Source organism: Bradyrhizobium sp. 25ACV, assembly GCF_054863005.1.
On the sequence record NZ_JAVAYO010000004.1, the window covers coordinates 30,993 to 47,092 of the forward strand.

Below are 16,100 nucleotides of genomic sequence, written 5' to 3' on the forward strand. Positions count from 1 at the left end.
CCGCGGCGGCCGATCAGTTCATCATCCTGCGGAGAGCCTTGATTTGCTCTTTCTGCACTTCGATGTATTTCGCGATGGCTTTGCGCAGCTCGCGCGAACGGACCTTGTCGGTGTCGCGCAGGACTTCGTCGAGCGCGGCTTCCGCATTGGCAAGAGTGATCTTCATGCGCGAGCCTCTGTTACGAAGCGGCCCCGGAATACCCTGGAGTCCGGGGCCATAACCTCAGCACCTCTAAGCCAGGCTGCTCGGCTACGGTTCGTAATATATAGCGGTCCGGCGCACAGAAATTGAGATGGCTCAACCACCGTAAGATACCGGTGGCCGCCCGTAACCTTCCGGATGCACTGTCCCGATCAGAACGTCGGCGGCGTGCAGGCCGAGATCACCTCGCACGGCTTGCCGCCGACGCAGCGGAAGCGATGCGGGCGGCGGCTCTCGAAATAATAGGCATCGCCCGGATTGAGGATGCGGCGCTCGTCCTCGACAGTGACTTCGAGCTTGCCCGAGATCACGATGCCGCCTTCCTCGCCGTCATGGACGAGGTGGACGCGCCCGGTGTCGCTGCCGGGCTCGTAGCGCTCTTTCAGGATCTGCAGGCTGCGGCCGAATAGATTGTCGCCGATCTGCCGATAGGAGATCGGCTTCTTGCCGACTTCGGTCAGCTCCTCGGCGCGGTAGAAGATCTTGCGCCTGGACTCCGGCTCCAGCGCGAAAAACTCGGCGAGCCCCATCGGGATGCCGTCGAGGATGCGCTTGAGCGCGCCGACCGAGGGGTTCATCTGGTTGGATTCGATCAGCGAAATCGTCGAATTGGTGACCCCGGCGCGCTTGGCCAGTTCGCGCTGCGACAGCTTGTGGCGCGCCCGGATGAATCGCAGCCGTCCACCGATGTCGACGCTCATAGCCAAGTCCTGTGTTGCAGGTGTTGCGGATCGCGCAAATATGGACTGGCGGCCCCAGACAAATCAATGGCTTGCAGGTCACCAGAAAAGGACTTGTTGCGCTTTTGAAGCCGTGGCTCTGCTAGAGGGTCAGCAAAGGAGCGCGGCCGTGACCCTTCATCAGATTCCGAACACTATCAAGACCGACTCGTTCTGGATGCCGTTCACGGCCAATCGGCAGTTCAAGAAGGCGCCGCGCCTGTTCTCCTCGGCCGAGGGCATGCACTACACCACCGTCGACGGCCGCAAGGTGATCGACGGCTCCGCCGGCCTGTGGTGCGTCAATGCAGGCCACGGCCGCAAGCAGATCGCCGCTGCGGTCGAGCGCCAGCTGATGACGCTGGACTTCGCGCCGTCGTTCCAGATGGGCCATCCGCTGGCATTTGACTTCGCCGAGCGCCTCGCCGAGATCGCGCCGAAGGGCCTCGACCGCATCTTCTTCACCAATTCCGGCTCCGAATCGGTCGACACCGCGCTGAAAATCGCGCTCGCCTATCACCGCGCCAACGGCCAGGCGAGCCGCACCCGCCTGATCGGCCGTGAGCGCGGCTATCACGGCGTCGGCTTCGGCGGCACCTCGGTCGGCGGCATGGTCGCCAACCGCCGCGCCTTCGCCACCCTGCTGCCGGGCGTCGACCACATCCGCCACACCCACGATCTCAGCCGCAACGCCTTCGCCAAGGATCAGCCGGAGCATGGCGCCGAGCTCGCCGACGATCTCGAGCGTCTGGTGGCCCTGCACGGTGCCGAGACGATCGCTGCCGTCATCGTCGAGCCGGTCCCCGGTTCGACTGCGGTGCTGCCGCCGCCGAAGGGCTATCTGCAGCGCCTGCGCGAGATCTGCGACAAGCATGGCATCCTCCTGATCTTCGACGAGGTCATCACCGGCTTCGGCCGCCTCGGCACGCCGTTCGCCGCCAACTTCTTCGGCGTCACGCCTGATATGATGACCACCGCCAAGGGCATCACCAACGGCACCATTCCCTGCGGCGCGGTGTTCGCGCATCGCAAGGTGCATGACGCCATGATGATCGGCCCGGAAAACGTCATGGAGCTGTTCCACGGCTACACCTATTCGGCGCATCCGACCGCCTGCGCCGCGGGCATCGCGACGCTCGACATCTACAAGGACGAGGGTCTGCTGACGCGTGGTGCCTCGATCGCCGAATATTGGCGCGATGCGCTGCATTCGCTGAAAGGCCTGCCCAACGTCATCGACATCCGCAATTGCGGGCTGATGGGCGCGGTCGAGCTGTCGCCGCGTGACGGTGCGGTCGGTGCGCGTGGCTACGACGTCATGGTCGACTGCTTCAATCGCGGGCTGTACTTCCGCATGAGCGGCGACTCCTTCGCGCTGTCGCCCCCGCTCATCGTCGAGAAGAGCCACATCGACGATATCGTGTCGATCCTGGGTGATGCCATCAAGCGGGTGGCCTGATAATTGCTCTCGCCGTTGCGAGTTGTTTCCTTGCAGCGGCGAGCGTGATGCCGCGGGAGTTTGACCAAGCGTGAAAGTTCTGATCCTCGGCAGCGGTGTCATCGGTGTCACCTCTGCCTACTACCTTGCGCGTGCCGGCCACGAGGTGACGGTCGTCGACCGCCAGCCCGAGCCGGCGCTGGAGACCTCGTTCGCCAATGCCGGCGAAGTGTCGCCCGGCTATTCCTCGCCCTGGGCCGGCCCCGGCGTGCCGGTTAAGGCGGTGAAGTGGCTTCTGATGAAGCACGGCCCGCTCGTCGTCCGGCCGAAGCTCGATCCCGTCATGTGGGTCTGGCTGCTCAGGATGCTGCGCAACTGCACCAGCGCACGCTACGCGGTCAACAAGAGCCGGATGATCCCGATCGCGGAATACAGCCGCGATTCCTTGCGCGATCTGCGCCGCGACATCGGCATCCAGTATGATGAGCGCTCGCAAGGCACGCTGCAGTTGTTCCGTTACCAGGCGCAGCTCGACGGCACTGGCGAAGACATCGCCGTGCTCAAGCAATATGGCGTGCCGTTCGAGGTGCTGAGCCGCGAGGGCTGCATCGCAGTCGAGCCGGCGCTCGCAGGCGTGAAGGAAAAATTCGTCGGCGGGCTTCGCTTGCCGCAGGACGAGACCGGCGACTGCCACATGTTCACGCAGGCGCTGGCCAAGCATGCCGAGGCGCTCGGCGTCCGCTTCATGTTCGACACCGGCATTGACCGCATCGTCACCGACGGCGCGCGCGTCAGCGGTGTCGTAACCAGTGCCGGCACATTGCAGGCCGACGCTTACGTGCTCGCGCTTGGAAGCTGGTCGTCGCGGCTGGTTGCGCCGCTCGGCATTTCGCTGCCGGTCTACCCGGTGAAGGGCTATTCGATCACGGTACCGATCAAGGAGGCCGCGGGCGCGCCGGAATCGACCGTGATGGACGAGAGCTACAAGGTCGCGATCACGCGATTGGGCGATCGCATCCGCGTCGGCGGCACCGCCGAAATCTCCGGCTATTCGGACAAGCTCTACGATGCGCGCCGTGCCACGCTCGATCATTCCTTGACTGACCTGTTCCCGCGCGGCGGCGATCTCGCCAAGGCAACCTTCTGGAGCGGCCTGCGTCCGATGACGCCGGACGGCCCGCCCGTGATCGGCCCGACGCAATACGCCAATCTCCACCTCAACACCGGCCACGGCACGCTGGGCTGGACCATGTCCTGCGGTTCGGGCCGCGTGCTCGCCGACATGCTGTCGGGCAAGAAGCCGGACATCGACGTGAGTGCGCTGACGGTTGACCGGTACAATCACCGGTTCGGGTAGGACTCTATCCCCGCGTCATTGCAAGCGTAGCGAAGCAATCCAGTATCCCTCCGCGGAGACAGTCTGGATTGCTTCGCTGCGCTCGCAATGGCGATGTGGAGGTAGCGCGCGTCCAATTCCATCACCGTCACCCTGAGGTGGCCGCTTCTTCAGCGGCCCTCGAAGGGCGACGGCCCGGCTCTATCGGGGCCGCTCATCCTTCGAGGCTCCCGGCGCGATGCGGTTGCATCGCGCCACTCGCACCTCAGGATGACGGGGCTGACAGCGTGAAGCACGGAAGCTTACGCCCCCGTCACGCAATTCACCCAGAGCACCACGGCCTTCGCATCCTCGGCCGGATTTGAAAACCGGTGCGGCCGGCGGCTGGCAAAGCGAAAGCTGTCGCCCGTCTTCAGCGACCAGGTCTCGCTATCCACCGTCAGCATCATCTCGCCTTCGAGCACGAGGCCGGCTTCTTCGCCGTCATGGGTGTAGAGCTCGTCGCCGGTAGAGCCGCCGGGTTCCAGATGCACCAGGAACAGATTGAGCTTGTTGTCGGCGCTGGCCGGGCTCAGCAGCTGCTTTGACACGCCGGTGCGCCAGAGCTTCAGCTCGGGCCGCTGCAGCCCACGCGTCACCACCTGATCGGAGGTGCCGTCGGCGCTCGGACTTGCGCCGAACAGGGCGGCGATGCCGACGCCGAGCACGTCGGCGAGCGTCGCCAGCACGCGCAACGACGGTGACGACAGGCCGCGCTCGATCTGGCTGAGAAAGCCGATCGACAAATCCGTGCGCGCCGCGACCGTTTCCAGCGAGAATTGCCTGACGCGCCGGAGATCCCTGATGCGGCGGCCGACCGCGACGTCCATCGCGGGCTCGGCGGATTTGGCCTTCACCTTCTTCGCCGGCTTTGGCGCGGCCGGTCTGCGCATTCTTTTGCCACCGCTCACGTCAAACCGCTTCCTTCATGTGCATGAAAACCGCTTGCATCGTTCGCGAAAGTGTGACCAAATTTTCATATTGGTGAAAATAGGCTGAAACGGCTCGGCTCGCAACACCCGCGAGCGCCGCCATCGGCCAGACCCAAAGGGGGATGCGATGAAGCGTTTTGTTCAGGCCGCAGTCGCGGCGCTCGCACTGGCAGCCGTGGCGCCCGCTTCGGCGCAGCAGGTGCTGAAGGTCGGCTCGACTCCGACTGGCATTCCCTTCACCTTCCTGGACACCAAGACCAACACCATCCAGGGCATCATGGTCGATCTCGTCACTGAAGTCGGCAAGGACGCCGGCTTCAACGTGCAGATCGAGCCGATGCAGTTCTCGGCGCTGATCCCGTCGCTGACCTCGAGCAAGATCGACATCATCGCCGCCGCGATGTTCATCACCGCACCGCGCAAGGAGGTCGTCGACTTCTCCGACCCGATTTACACCTACGGCGAAGGCCTCGTCGTGCCGAAGAGCGACACCAAGGCCTATGCCACGCAGGAGGATCTCAAGGGTGAAACGGTCGGCGCCCAGGTCGGCACCGCCTTCGTCGACGCGCTGAAAAAGTCCGGCTTGTTCGCCGACGTGAAGGCCTACGACACCATTCCGGACATCCTGCGCGACGTGAACACCGGTCGTCTCAAGGCCGGCTACGCCGATTATCCGATCCTCGCCTATAATCTGAAGCAGGGCGGCTTCCCCGAAGTGCGTCTCGTCGATGGCTACAAGCCCGTCACCGTCGGCTCGGTCGGCATCGGCGTGCGCAAGGGCGAGGCCGCGCTGCTCGGCAAGATCAACGCCTCGCTCGCGAAGCTGAAAGCTAACGGCACCATCGACAAGATCCTCGATAAATGGGGCCTCAAGGCTCAGGGCTGATCGATAAGTTCGGATCGATGAAGGCTGCCCGATGAAAGGCTTCTGGCACGACGCCGTCGAGTTCTTCCCGATCCTGATGAACGGCGTCGTGTTGACGATCGTCGTCACCATCGGCTCGCTGCTGCTCTCGACGGTGCTCGGCCTGATCTGGGCGATGATGCGGGTCTCCGGCATCAAGGCGCTGTCGATGATCAGCGCCAGCCTGATCAATGTGATCCGCGGCATCCCGATCATCGTGCTGTTGTTCTACCTCTACTTCGTGATGCCCGATCTCGGCGTCACGCTGTCGGCCTTGCAGGCGGCGATCCTCGGGCTCGGCATCGCCTATTCGGCCTATCAGGCGGAAAACTTCCGCGCCGGCATCGAGGCGATCGACAAGGGCCAGATCGAGGCGGCGCAGTCGATCGGCATGGGCTGGTGGCTCACCATGCGCCGCGTGGTGCTGCCGCAGGCCGTGCGCATCGTGCTGCCGCCCTACGGCAACGTCATGATCATGATGCTGAAGGATTCTTCGCAAGCTTCGACCATCACGGTCGCCGAGCTTGCGTTGCAGGGCAAGCTGATTGCGTCCTCGACCTTCAAGAACACCAGCGTGTTCACGCTTGTTGCGCTGATGTATCTCACCATGAGCATTCCGCTGATCCTGCTGGTTCGTCACTTCGAGAAGCGGGCCGGCAAGCGATGATCGAGCTGAACGACGTCCACAAGAGCTTTGGCGAGAACGAGGTGCTCAAGGGCATCACGGCCTCGGTGCAGAAGGGCGAGGTGGTCTGCATCGTCGGTCCCTCCGGCTCCGGCAAGTCCACCATCCTGCGCTGCATCAACGGGCTGGAGAGCTACGACCGCGGCGAGATCAGCGTCGAAGGCCTGAAGGTCGACCGCGACGCGCCGTCGATCGTCAACATCCGCACCCAGGTCTCGATGGTGTTCCAACGCTTCAACCTGTTCCCGCATCGGACGGCGCTGGAGAACGTCATCGAAGGACCGCTCTACGTGAAGAAGGAATCGCGCGCGCAGGCGCTCGAGCGCGGCCGCGCGCTGCTCGCCCAGGTCGGGCTGGCCGAGAAGGCCGATGCGCATCCGCCGCAACTCTCCGGCGGCCAGCAGCAGCGCGTCGCGATCGCGCGGGCCCTTGCCATGCAGCCCAAGGCGATTCTGTTCGACGAGCCGACCTCGGCGCTCGACCCCGAACTGGTCGGCGACGTGCTCGGCGTGATGCGCAAGCTCGCCGACGACGGCATGACCATGGTCGTCGTCACCCACGAGATGGGCTTTGCCCGCGACGTTGCCGACCGCGTGCTGTTCATCGACGGCGGCGTCATCGTCGAGCAGGGACCGGCCAGGGCGCTGCTCAACCAACCCCAGCATCCGCGCACGCAGGACTTCTTGCGGCGTGTGCTGCATCCGCTCTGACGGTCTTTGCCATGCCTGCGCGCCTGCCTCTGCCGCCCTCGCTCTATGCCGACACTGCCGTCGCGCCGGTCGCCACGCCGCCGCTCGATACGGACAAGAATGTTTCGGTCGCGATCATCGGCGGTGGCTACACCGGCCTGTCCACCGCGTTGCATCTGGCGGAGCAGGGTGTCGAGGCGCTGGTGCTGGAGGCGCAGGAGCCGGGCTGGGGCGCGTCCGGCAACAATGGCGGGCACACCAATCCCGGCCTGAAGCACGATCCTGATCAGATCGAGGCTGATTTCGGCGCTGACCTCGGCCGCCGCATGATCGAGTTCTCCTACGGCACCACGAATTTCACGCACGATCTGATCCGCCGCTACCAGATCCCGTGCGAGGCACGTCAGAACGGTACGCTGCGCGCGGCCTATAACGCGACCAGCGCCGCGGCGATCGAGACAACGGCGCAGCAATGCATCCGCCGCGGCATGCCGGTGACATATCTGAACCGCGAGCAGCTGCGCGAGATGACCGGTACTGATCGCTACATCGGCGCCATGCTGGATGCGCGCGGCGGCGATCTACATCCCCTCAGCTATGCCCGTGGTCTCGCGCGTGCGGCAATCTCGGCAGGCGCGAAAGTGCATGGCGAGACGCCGGCGCTGTCACTGCGCCGCGATGGCAGAAGCTGGCGCATCGAGACGCCGCGGGCAGTGGTTCATGCCGACAAGGTCCTGCTCGCCACCAACGGTTTTACCGACGATCTCTGGCCCGCGCTCCGCCGCACCATCGTGCCCGTGTTCTCCTCGATCGCCGCCACGGCGCCGCTCTCCGACGCGGTTGCCCGCGCGATCATGCCGACGCGGTCCGTGCTCTACGAGAGCGGCCACATCACCGTCTATTACCGCATTGACCAGCACAATCGCCTCTTGATGGGCGGCCGCGGCCCGATGCGCTGGATCAAGTCGCCGTACGACGTCGCCTATCTCATGCGCTATGCCGAGCGGCTATGGCCGCAATTGAAAGGCGTTGCCTGGACTCACGGCTGGAATAGCCGTCTCGCCATCACTGGGGATCATTACCCCCATGTGCATGAGCCGGCCGAAGGCATCCTGATCTCGCTCGGCTGCAACGGCCGCGGCGTCGCGCTCGCGACCGCGATGGGTGCGCAGCTCGCGCGCCGGCTGATCGGCGGCGCCAAGGCGGAGATCGACATGCCCATCACGGGCATCAAACCGATCCCGATGCACGCGTTCTGGCCGGTGGGTGTGTCGACCGCCGTGATCGCGGGCCGCATACGGGACCGGCTCGGCATGTGAAGAAGGCGTCGCCCGGTGAGGAGCGACGCCTTGCATCATTGGCAGATATCCGACTTCAGCAGCGGCCCTGCTTCCACAGTCCGGGCGGGCAGCCGTGACCGCGCCAGCCGACCTTGCGTCCGCGCGACCAGCCGGGCGGTGTGCCGTGGTGATGATGGCCCATCGAATGGCCATGACCATGGCCGTGCCCATGTCCGCCGCCATGTCCTCCGCCATGCCCGCCCTTGGCTAGGGCAGGACTGGTGAATGTGAGGCCGGCTGCAAGGATCAGCGACGCGGCGAGCGCAAGTTTCTTCATATGTCCTCCACTGGGGCGAGCGCACTTGTCCGTTCAATCAATGAACGGCCGGTAGGTAAGTTCCCTGCGAATGTGGAGGAGTCGTGACGCTCGCGCAGATGCGTAATCGTGCGAGAGCTCAACGCGTGCTGGCACAATCCCGCATCGATCGATGCGCTCAGGCTTCCGCGACCGCCTCGGCCCAGGGCTGAAAGATCTCGACCGCGCCGGAATTCGTGTCGCCCTCGCGCATCACAACGCTCGGGCAGGCGAATTTTTGCGGCAGCGTCTGCACGCGGGTCTCTTCATAGTCGAAGCGCGAGCCCAGCGTCTTGCGCACGTCCTCCGGCAAGCGAGCATCGCCGATCACCACCGCGCCCTCGCTGGCGTCGATGCGCGGCTGGTGGATGGCGGCATCGAGGTCCATGCCGAAGTCCATCGCGAAGGAGACGAGCTGCATCACCGACGGCAGGATGCGGCGGCCGCCTGAGGCGCCGATCGCGAGACGCTTGCCGTCCCTGGTTTCGGCGATGACGGGTGTGTAGTTGCAGAGACAGCGCTTGCCGGGCGCGAGCGAATTGGTGGTGCCCGGTGTCGGATCGAACCACATGATGCCGTTGTTCATGGCGATGCCGGTGTGCGGCGTCACATATCTCGAGCCAAAGGACGAAAGCAGCGTCTGAGTCACCGCGGCGATGTTGCCGTGTCGGTCGACCACGGAGAAATGCGTGGTGCAGGCGGGCGCCAGATATTCGGCACCGAGCGAGCGCTTGCCGTCGGCATCGCCCATGTCCTTGAGCCGCTCGCGGAAGGCCGCCTGCAGAGCGAGTGCATATTCGACATAGGCGGCCGCGTCCGGCGCGCTCGCCGGCTTCAGGCTCTGCTGCAACAGGCGCAGCGCGTGCGCCATGGTGGGCCCGGCCGTGAGCTCAGGCGTCGCATACACCTTGCCGCCGCGATACGGGATCGCCAGCGGCTCGCGCAAATGCGCGCGGAAGGCGGCGAGGTCCTCGACCGATAGCGAACCGCCATCGGCCTTGATGTCGGAGGCGATGCTCGTGGCGAGATCGCCCTGGTAGAAATCGCGCGGCCCTGCCTCGGCGAGATGCGACAGCGTCGCTTTCAGCGTGTCCTGCGGCAGTCGCGTCTCGGCCTTGATGCCCCATGGCGCGCTCGGCGGCAGTCCGTCCTTCAGGAACGCCGCCGCGCTGGCGGGATAGCGCCTGAGATCGGCGGCCGAGCCCGAGATCGTCACTGTGGTCCACCAATCGACCAGCAGGCCTTCGCCGGCGAGCCTGGCTGCCGGCGCGACCAGATCCTTCCACGGCATTGTGGCGTAGCGGCGATGCGCCTCTTCCATCCCGGCGACGACGCCGGGCACGGCGATCGACCCGGGGCCGTGGATGTTGCGATCGTCCTTCACCCGCGGCCACGGGAAGAGATCGGAGGCCGCGCCTTCGCCGCTGAGCGGATAGTCGGCAACGCGCAGGCTCTGCGGCGCGCACATGCCGTAGTCGATCACCTCAAAGCGGTTTTCCTTGGCGCGGTAGAGCACCATCGCACCGCCGCCGCCGATGCCGCTATTCCAGGGCTCGAGCACATTCAGCGCCATGGTGGTTGCGACGATCGCGTCCACGCAGTCGCCGCCCGCCGCCAGCACCTGCGCGCCCACTTCGGCCGCCCGCCGCGACTGCGAGGCGACGATGCCGCCCTTGGACGTGACGGCAGGTTTGCGGACGGTTTGGTTGAGGCTGAACTGATGAGGCATGATGTCGTCTTGATCTCTGTTGTTCTGGCGTTGCTGTGCTGGCGCGGAAGCTCAGCATTGGCGGGGCGTGCGAAGGATGGCACATTGCCGCCAACGAGAAAATCCAAAGGGAGACGCGACATGGCTGGTGTGAAACAGGCGCGGGATGGTGCGGTCGGAATCCTGACGCTGGACGAGCCGGCGAGCCTGAACGCGATGACGCCGGACCTGCTCGGCGCGCTCGCCGCCGCCATCGGCGAGATGGCGCAGGACGAGGGTATTCGAGCTCTGATCCTCACCGGCGCGGGGCGCGGTTTTTGCTCAGGACAGAATTTGAAGGCGTCGGAAGCGCTGGGTGAGGATCTTGCTGCCGGCGTCATGCGGTTCTACTGGCCCGCCTTCAAGGCGCTGCGCGAATGCCGCGTGCCCGTCGTCGTCGCCGTCAATGGCGTCGCGGCCGGCGGCGGCTTCAGTCTGGCGATGGCCGGCGACATGATCGTGGCGGCGCGGTCGGCGAGCTTCATCCAGGTGTTCAGCCGCATCGCGCTGGTGCCGGATCTCGGCTCGACCTGGCTGTTGCCGCGGCTGATCGGCCGCCAGCGCGCGCTCGAGCTGATGCTGCTGAACGAGCCGTTGACGGCCGAACGCGCCCAGGACATCGGCCTGGTGCGGCAGGTCGTCGACGATGCGAAGCTGATGGACGAGGCGCTGATTCTGGCGCGCCGTCTGGCGGAGGGCCCGACACGCGCTTTGGTGGCAACGCGCCTGCTCGTTGAGGAGAGCGAGCATGCGACCTACGAGGCGCAGTTCCGCCGCGAGATTGAGCTTCAGGCGGTGGTTCGCAAGAGCGCGGATGCCGTCGAGGGGCGCAATGCCTTCGTGGAGAAGCGCAAGGCGAGGTTTACCGGGAGGTGAGGTAGGGTCCTATCACCACGCCGTCATGGTCGGGCTTGTTCCAGCCATCCACGTCTCGCGTAGGTGATCCAAGAACGTAGATGGCCGGGACAAGCCCGGCCATGACGAAGGAGAGACGGAGATTGGAAGCGGCGAGGCCGTAGCGCTCAGAGCGAGCGGTTCAGCCGGCTGGCCTGATACTTGGCGCGCCATTTGGGGCCCGGCCCGCGCATGTAGTGCAGCTCGGGGCGGTAGGGGTCGCCCGCGACCCTGATCAGCGTCTGCCATTTGGCGGCGACGAAGTTCACGGGCTGGCGGAACAGGCTCAGTGAAGCGAGCAACATGACATCACCTCAATGCGGCTTGCCGAGCATGGCGGTGAAGGGAAGATCGAACAGATCCTCGCCGTCGGAGCCGCTGACATGGATCACCCAATCGCGCCAGTCTTCAGCGCCGGGCGTCTGGATCATCGAATTCATGATCTGGGAGGCACGGTCGCGCGCCTCCGTGAGATTGGAGACGGCGGCGCCGTAGCGGTCGATCAGCGTGCCCTCGGTGTTGGAGCAGTGAAAATAGACCTGGACCATATGCGCCTCCTGGCGGGAGTACTTGGATGGCAAATCGATACCACCCGAGGCCTTCGCGAAACATTCGGGTCGAGCCCGGTAAGGGAATCTACGGATATTGGTCGGCCCAGAGGTCGTTACAGGTTTAATCACAGGCGAGTGATGTTCGGCTGGACGGCGTTCGGACGGCATGAAACAGCTTTTTCACGGGAAGTCGGGGGGAGACGCCGTGAGCTACTTCACATCCAGGCGTGGACGCCGAAGCCTGCGCGCATGTGCGGGGATGTTGGCGGTCCTGCTTGGGCTCATCTCGGCGGCGTCATCGGAGCCGCTCCGCCGCAGCGGCTATGCGATCGGCGCGGAAACCTGCGGCGATGGCGATCTCGCTTTTCCCAGGATCCAGATCGACATGAAGGCCGGATTTTGCGCCGGGCTCGTCGCCAGCGAAGAGGATGGCCTGAAATTCCCGCGCGCGATCGTCCAGCTGCCGGGCCGGGAGCTGTTCGTGGTGGCCGACATGGGCGGCTGGGGCCACACCGACGGACGGCTGTTGCTGCTCGATCCGCGCGCGGCCCAGGGCCAGCGGTTCAGGGAGCTTCTGGCGGGAATCGAATATCCGTTCGGCCTCGCGATCGGCCCGGACAGGAAGCTCTACGCCTCGACCGCCGAGACCATCTTCCGGTTCGACCCCCTCGCCGACAATCCGGGCGGCACGGTCGAGACCATCATCCGTCATATGCCGGGACGCCGGATCACGCTGCCCGACGGCACAAGGCTCCAGGAGAGCGCGCATCCGCTCAAGCAGTTCGTCTTCGACAGGAACGGGCGGCTATTCGTCAATGTCGGCTCGCACAGCGATGACTGCATCACGCCGGCGCCGATCACAAAGCCTTGCGCGGCGGCCGAGGGCACTTCCGCGATGGCAGCGATCTGGCTGTTCACGCCATCCACGGGTGGCGTCTTCCCGGGGCTGAAGCCCGGCGATTCCGATCCGCCGCACACCGTCTATGCGCGAGGCTTGCGCAATTCGATGGCGCTGGCGCTGCATCCGAAGTTTCCCGAGGCCGGCTACGCCTTCCTGCAGGGCGAGAACAGCCGCGACTTGCCCGACATCTTCAAGCCGAACGAGGAGATCAACGCGATCGAGCAGGGCAGGCATTATGGCTGGCCCTATTGCTACGATTTGTCGACGCCGAGCCCGGAATTCAGGAACGTGCTGCAAGGCGGGGTCTACAAATCGCTCTGCACGGCCAACGCGCTCTACAAGCCGCCGCTCTCGCTGATGCCGCCACACGGCGCGCCGCTCGCGATGCTCTATTATCACGGCGGCAAATTTCCGGAGCTGGAGGGCAAGCTGCTGGTCGGCCTCCACGGCTATCGTCCGACCGGCAGCCGTGTCCTCGTCTATGACGTCGACGATCGCGGCTTCCCCAAGCCTTCTCCCGCGCCGGTGCGCTATTACGTCAGTTGCGCCGCCGATCCGGTGCGCAGTTTTCAGACCGACGCAGGCGACGTCGCCGCCGCGCCGTTCGACGAACTGATCGCAGGCTGGCACCGCGTCAACGGCGCGCGGCCGCAAGGTGCGCCGGTCGGCATGACCGTCGCGGAAGATGGCGCGATCTGGCTAGTCGAGGACAAGAACCAGACGGTGATCCGCATTGATCGTGCCGCGGGTGATCCGCCGCCACCGCTGCCGTGCGACATGCGCAGCCAGGCGTTGATCGACCAGCTCGCGGCCTTTGTCGCCAGGGATGCGCAGAACAGCGCCCGGCTGACGACGCTGCGCAAAGGCCTCGTCGAGAAGCATTGCGTCGGCTGCCATTCCGATTTCGGCTTGAAGGGCGGCCAACCGGAGGCGGAGAAGGACGCGGTGGTGCTCCGCTTCATGCTTTCGCAGGACGGCTGGATCTATCCCGGCGATCCCGACGCCGGCAAGCTGCGCACGCGGCTCCGCGGTCTCGGCGCGGAGAAGCTGATGCCGCCGGGCGGCGAGAGCCTGCCGAAGACCGAGCCGGGCTACAAACGCCTGCTGGACACGGCGGATCTGCTCGTCGCGACAATGGTCCCGGGCACGCGGATGCGGATCAAGCCGGGCCCGCCGCAGCGCAAATTCTTCGGCAAAACCACCAAGGAATGCGGCGAAATACCGGCCGGAAAGGTCGTTGTCGTGACACAAAGGAGCGCTGTAGACAAACCCGGCTTCAGCCGATTCTTCCGGCCTGCCGATCCCTATTTGAATGGCGAGTGCACCGACGGCGATGGCTATTACATCCGGCAGGAATTTCTGGTGCCTGTGCAGTAGCGTCCTACTCGCCGTCGCGACGGCGTCCGCCCATGCGGAAACGAAGCTGTTCGAGAGCGCGCAGGTGACGCCTCCCGGCGAATATACCTTCGGCATCGAGGGCCCCGCGGCTGACCTCGACGGCAATTTGTTCGTGGTCAATCTCGGCAAGCCCGGCACCATCGGCCGGCTGCCCGCCGGCGGCACCGCGTCGGAGCCGTTCACGGCGCTGCCCGATGGCAGTGTCGGCAACGCCATCCGCTTCGACCGGAGCGGCACCATGTTCATCGCCGACTACAAGAAGCACAACATCTTCACGATTGCGAAGGGGGCGACCGAGCCGTCCGTCTGGTTTCACTCCGACGAGATGAACCAGCCCAACGACATCACGATCGCCCGCGAGGGCACGATCTATGCGACCGATCCGAACTGGAAGGGCCGGGAAGGCCATATCTGGCGGATTACGAAAGCCACCGACGGCACGGTGCAGGGACAGATCATGTCGGCGCCGCGCGCGATGGGCACCACCAACGGCATCGATCTCAGCCCTGACGGCAAGACGCTCTATGTCGGGGAATCCAGCAGCGGCCAGATCTGGTCCTATGCGATCAACGGCAACGAGCTCACCGGCGCAAAGCTCGTCAAGGCATTTCAGCCCGACACCGTCGACGGACTGCGCACGGACGTCATCGGCCGGCTATATGTCGCGCGCATTCTCAAGGGCACGATCGCGCTGATGAAGCCGAACGGCGCGGTCGAGCGGGAGATCGCGCTGAAGGCCAAGGAGCCGACCAACCTCGCCTTCGGCGGCAGCGACGGCAAGACCGTCTTCGTCACCCAGCGTCAGGGCGGCTTCATCGAGTCGTTTCGTACCGATCAGCCGGGTCGCGAGCACTGCCTGCAGCGCGGACGCTGCTGAGCGTGATCTGCTTCCGGCGCAGAGCCGCGCAACAGCTGCGGCATTCTTCTTGCTTGCATCTCGTCGCCGCGCGGACCAAGACTTTCGTGGCACGTCAAAAAACCTGCGAGCACGGAGTGTTTGAGTGAAAGCCGTCCATACCGAACTGCACCGCAGTCACGATCCGCAATTCTTCCTGGTTCGCGGTGTCGTCAAGCGCACCACCGAACAGCCGGAGCGCGCCGACCGCCTGCTCAAGGGGTTGAAGGACGGCAAGCACCAATTGGTCGAGCCGACCACATTCGGACAGGGCCCTCGCGCGCGCATTCACAGTCCGGAATATCTGTCGTTCCTGAGCGAAGCCTGGGACGCCTGGACCGCGCTTGGCGATTCCGGGCCGGAGATGATCGGCAACATCCATCCGGTGCGGCATGCTGCGACCTATCCGACCCACATCGTCGGCAAGCTCGGCTGGCACACCGCCGACACCGCGGCGCCGATCGGTCCGGGCACCTGGACTGCGGCCTGTGCCGCGACCGACGTTGCGGTCACCGCCGCGCAGATGGTGATGGACGGTGAGGATGCGACCTATGCGCTCTGCCGTCCGCCCGGTCATCACGCCTATCGCGACATGGCCGGCGGCTTCTGCTTCCTCAACAACAGCGCGATCGCTGCCGCGCATCTGCGGCAGAAGCACGAGCGCGTCGTGATCCTCGACGTCGACGTCCATCACGGCAACGGCACCCAAGGCATCTTCTACGCCCGGCCCGACGTCTACACGGTGTCGATCCACGCCGATCCCATTGCCTACTATCCCTATGTGTGGGGCTATGCCCACGAGCGTGGCGAGGGACCCGGCCTCGGCACCAATCTCAACATCCCGCTCGCCATCGGCACCGGCGATGACGGCTACATCCAGGTGATGGACGTCGCGCGCAAGGCGATCGAGTCCTTTGCCCCGGGCGCGCTCGTGATCGCGCTCGGCCTGGATGCCTCCGAGCACGATCCGCTCAAGGGATTGGCCGTCACCACGCCGGGCTTCCGCCGCATCGGCCAGGCCATCGCCAGGATGGGCCTGCCGACCGTGTTCGTGCAGGAGGGCGGTTATCTCTCGGATATTCTGGGCGCGAACCTGACCTCGGTGCTGGCCGGATTTGAAGAGGCGCGGTGAGGG

17 protein-coding genes are annotated in these 16,100 nt (G+C 65.2%); 10 read left to right on the forward strand and 7 right to left on the reverse strand.

Annotation, left to right across the window (positions count from 1 at the left end; genetic code table 11):
* Window positions 1-13: 13 nt before the first annotated feature.
* On the reverse strand, window positions 14-166 hold the full coding sequence (locus RAD04_RS10390; RefSeq protein ID WP_461623703.1) for a hypothetical protein: 153 nt from the start codon (window positions 164-166) through the stop codon (window positions 14-16).
* A gap of 188 nt (window positions 167-354) precedes the next feature.
* The gene (locus tag RAD04_RS10395) at window positions 355-903 is read right to left on the reverse strand and encodes a cupin domain-containing protein (protein WP_008561958.1); all 549 of its coding nucleotides are present in this window, start codon (window positions 901-903) and stop codon (window positions 355-357) included.
* A gap of 148 nt (window positions 904-1,051) precedes the next feature.
* Between RAD04_RS10395 and aptA the strand changes: the two genes are divergently transcribed.
* Complete coding sequence (gene aptA, locus RAD04_RS10400) at window positions 1,052-2,380, forward strand: omega-aminotransferase AptA (protein WP_461623704.1); 1,329 nt, start codon at window positions 1,052-1,054, stop codon at window positions 2,378-2,380.
* 70 nt (window positions 2,381-2,450) lie between these two features.
* Window positions 2,451-3,716, forward strand: coding sequence for a D-amino acid dehydrogenase (locus RAD04_RS10405; protein ID WP_461623705.1), 1,266 nt, complete (start codon window positions 2,451-2,453; stop codon window positions 3,714-3,716).
* Between the two features lie 281 nt (window positions 3,717-3,997).
* Here the strand turns inward: RAD04_RS10405 and RAD04_RS10410 are convergent, their stop codons facing one another.
* Complete coding sequence (locus tag RAD04_RS10410; RefSeq protein WP_461623706.1) at window positions 3,998-4,627, reverse strand: helix-turn-helix domain-containing protein; 630 nt, start codon at window positions 4,625-4,627, stop codon at window positions 3,998-4,000.
* A gap of 166 nt (window positions 4,628-4,793) precedes the next feature.
* Here RAD04_RS10410 and RAD04_RS10415 point away from each other — a divergent pair, with 166 nt between their 5' ends.
* Genes RAD04_RS10415 through RAD04_RS10430 form a run of 4 tightly spaced genes read left to right on the forward strand, consistent with a single transcriptional unit; the run spans window position 4,794 to window position 8,263 of the window.
* Window positions 4,794-5,552 (forward strand): ABC transporter substrate-binding protein, encoded by a 759-nt coding sequence (locus RAD04_RS10415; RefSeq protein ID WP_461623707.1) that lies wholly within the window; start codon window positions 4,794-4,796, stop codon window positions 5,550-5,552.
* 31 nt (window positions 5,553-5,583) lie between these two features.
* A complete protein-coding gene (locus tag RAD04_RS10420; RefSeq protein WP_091956319.1) occupies window positions 5,584-6,237 on the forward strand; it encodes an amino acid ABC transporter permease in 654 nt (217 codons plus the stop codon).
* Entirely contained in the window at window positions 6,234-6,965 is a 732-nt protein-coding gene (locus RAD04_RS10425) for an amino acid ABC transporter ATP-binding protein (RefSeq protein ID WP_461623708.1), read from the forward strand. Before RAD04_RS10420 ends, RAD04_RS10425 begins: the two co-directional genes overlap by 4 nt.
* 11 nt (window positions 6,966-6,976) lie before the next feature.
* Window positions 6,977-8,263, forward strand: coding sequence for an NAD(P)/FAD-dependent oxidoreductase (locus RAD04_RS10430; protein ID WP_461623709.1), 1,287 nt, complete (start codon window positions 6,977-6,979; stop codon window positions 8,261-8,263).
* Window positions 8,264-8,318: 55 nt separating this feature from the next.
* Here RAD04_RS10430 and RAD04_RS10435 read toward each other — a convergent pair whose 3' ends face one another.
* Both RAD04_RS10435 and RAD04_RS10440 read right to left on the reverse strand, forming a co-directional pair.
* On the reverse strand, window positions 8,319-8,561 hold the full coding sequence (locus RAD04_RS10435) for a hypothetical protein (RefSeq protein ID WP_461623710.1): 243 nt from the start codon (window positions 8,559-8,561) through the stop codon (window positions 8,319-8,321).
* 157 nt (window positions 8,562-8,718) lie between these two features.
* Window positions 8,719-10,308 carry a gamma-glutamyltransferase family protein gene (locus RAD04_RS10440; protein ID WP_461623711.1) on the reverse strand — a complete coding sequence of 530 codons (1,590 nt, stop codon included), beginning with the start codon at window positions 10,306-10,308 and terminating at the stop codon, window positions 8,719-8,721.
* A 120-nt stretch (window positions 10,309-10,428) separates the two neighbouring features.
* Between RAD04_RS10440 and RAD04_RS10445 the strand changes: the two genes are divergently transcribed.
* The gene (locus tag RAD04_RS10445) at window positions 10,429-11,202 is read left to right on the forward strand and encodes an enoyl-CoA hydratase-related protein (protein ID WP_461623712.1); all 774 of its coding nucleotides are present in this window, start codon (window positions 10,429-10,431) and stop codon (window positions 11,200-11,202) included.
* A gap of 146 nt (window positions 11,203-11,348) precedes the next feature.
* On the opposite strand, the gene RAD04_RS10450 is transcribed toward RAD04_RS10445, so the two are convergent.
* A complete protein-coding gene (locus RAD04_RS10450; RefSeq protein WP_018316954.1) occupies window positions 11,349-11,525 on the reverse strand; it encodes a hypothetical protein in 177 nt (58 codons plus the stop codon).
* Between the two features lie 9 nt (window positions 11,526-11,534).
* Window positions 11,535-11,768, reverse strand: a complete 234-nt coding sequence (locus RAD04_RS10455; protein WP_018316955.1) for a DUF6894 family protein — start codon at window positions 11,766-11,768, stop codon at window positions 11,535-11,537.
* 262 nt (window positions 11,769-12,030) lie between these two features.
* Between RAD04_RS10455 and RAD04_RS10460 the strand changes: the two genes are divergently transcribed.
* From RAD04_RS10460 to RAD04_RS10470, 3 genes are all read left to right on the forward strand, one after another.
* On the forward strand, window positions 12,031-14,049 hold the full coding sequence (locus RAD04_RS10460; RefSeq protein ID WP_461623713.1) for a PQQ-dependent sugar dehydrogenase: 2,019 nt from the start codon (window positions 12,031-12,033) through the stop codon (window positions 14,047-14,049).
* Window positions 14,006-14,947 (forward strand): SMP-30/gluconolactonase/LRE family protein, encoded by a 942-nt coding sequence (locus RAD04_RS10465; RefSeq protein ID WP_461623714.1) that lies wholly within the window; start codon window positions 14,006-14,008, stop codon window positions 14,945-14,947. The genes RAD04_RS10460 and RAD04_RS10465 overlap by 44 nt, the downstream gene beginning before the upstream one ends.
* A 124-nt stretch (window positions 14,948-15,071) precedes the next feature.
* Entirely contained in the window at window positions 15,072-16,097 is a 1,026-nt protein-coding gene (locus tag RAD04_RS10470; protein WP_461623715.1) for a histone deacetylase family protein, read from the forward strand.
* Window positions 16,098-16,100 lie beyond the last annotated feature (3 nt).

What these genes read in the sequence shown, in the direction of transcription:
- RAD04_RS10390 (WP_461623703.1), bottom strand. Translation starts at nt 166, where the DNA reads ATGAAGATCACTCTTGCCAATGCGGAAGCCGCGCTCGACGAAGTCCTG.
- RAD04_RS10395 (WP_008561958.1), bottom strand. Translation starts at nt 903, where the DNA reads ATGAGCGTCGACATCGGTGGACGGCTGCGATTCATCCGGGCGCGCCAC.
- RAD04_RS10410 (WP_461623706.1), bottom strand. Translation starts at nt 4,627, where the DNA reads ATGCGCAGACCGGCCGCGCCAAAGCCGGCGAAGAAGGTGAAGGCCAAA.
- RAD04_RS10415 (WP_461623707.1), top strand. Translation starts at nt 4,794, where the DNA reads ATGAAGCGTTTTGTTCAGGCCGCAGTCGCGGCGCTCGCACTGGCAGCC.
- RAD04_RS10420 (WP_091956319.1), top strand. Translation starts at nt 5,584, where the DNA reads ATGAAAGGCTTCTGGCACGACGCCGTCGAGTTCTTCCCGATCCTGATG.
- RAD04_RS10425 (WP_461623708.1), top strand. Translation starts at nt 6,234, where the DNA reads ATGATCGAGCTGAACGACGTCCACAAGAGCTTTGGCGAGAACGAGGTG.
- RAD04_RS10430 (WP_461623709.1), top strand. Translation starts at nt 6,977, where the DNA reads ATGCCTGCGCGCCTGCCTCTGCCGCCCTCGCTCTATGCCGACACTGCC.
- RAD04_RS10435 (WP_461623710.1), bottom strand. Translation starts at nt 8,561, where the DNA reads ATGAAGAAACTTGCGCTCGCCGCGTCGCTGATCCTTGCAGCCGGCCTC.
- RAD04_RS10440 (WP_461623711.1), bottom strand. Translation starts at nt 10,308, where the DNA reads ATGCCTCATCAGTTCAGCCTCAACCAAACCGTCCGCAAACCTGCCGTC.
- RAD04_RS10445 (WP_461623712.1), top strand. Translation starts at nt 10,429, where the DNA reads ATGGCTGGTGTGAAACAGGCGCGGGATGGTGCGGTCGGAATCCTGACG.
- RAD04_RS10450 (WP_018316954.1), bottom strand. Translation starts at nt 11,525, where the DNA reads ATGTTGCTCGCTTCACTGAGCCTGTTCCGCCAGCCCGTGAACTTCGTC.
- RAD04_RS10455 (WP_018316955.1), bottom strand. Translation starts at nt 11,768, where the DNA reads ATGGTCCAGGTCTATTTTCACTGCTCCAACACCGAGGGCACGCTGATC.
- RAD04_RS10460 (WP_461623713.1), top strand. Translation starts at nt 12,031, where the DNA reads ATGTTGGCGGTCCTGCTTGGGCTCATCTCGGCGGCGTCATCGGAGCCG.
- RAD04_RS10465 (WP_461623714.1), top strand. Translation starts at nt 14,006, where the DNA reads ATGGCTATTACATCCGGCAGGAATTTCTGGTGCCTGTGCAGTAGCGTC.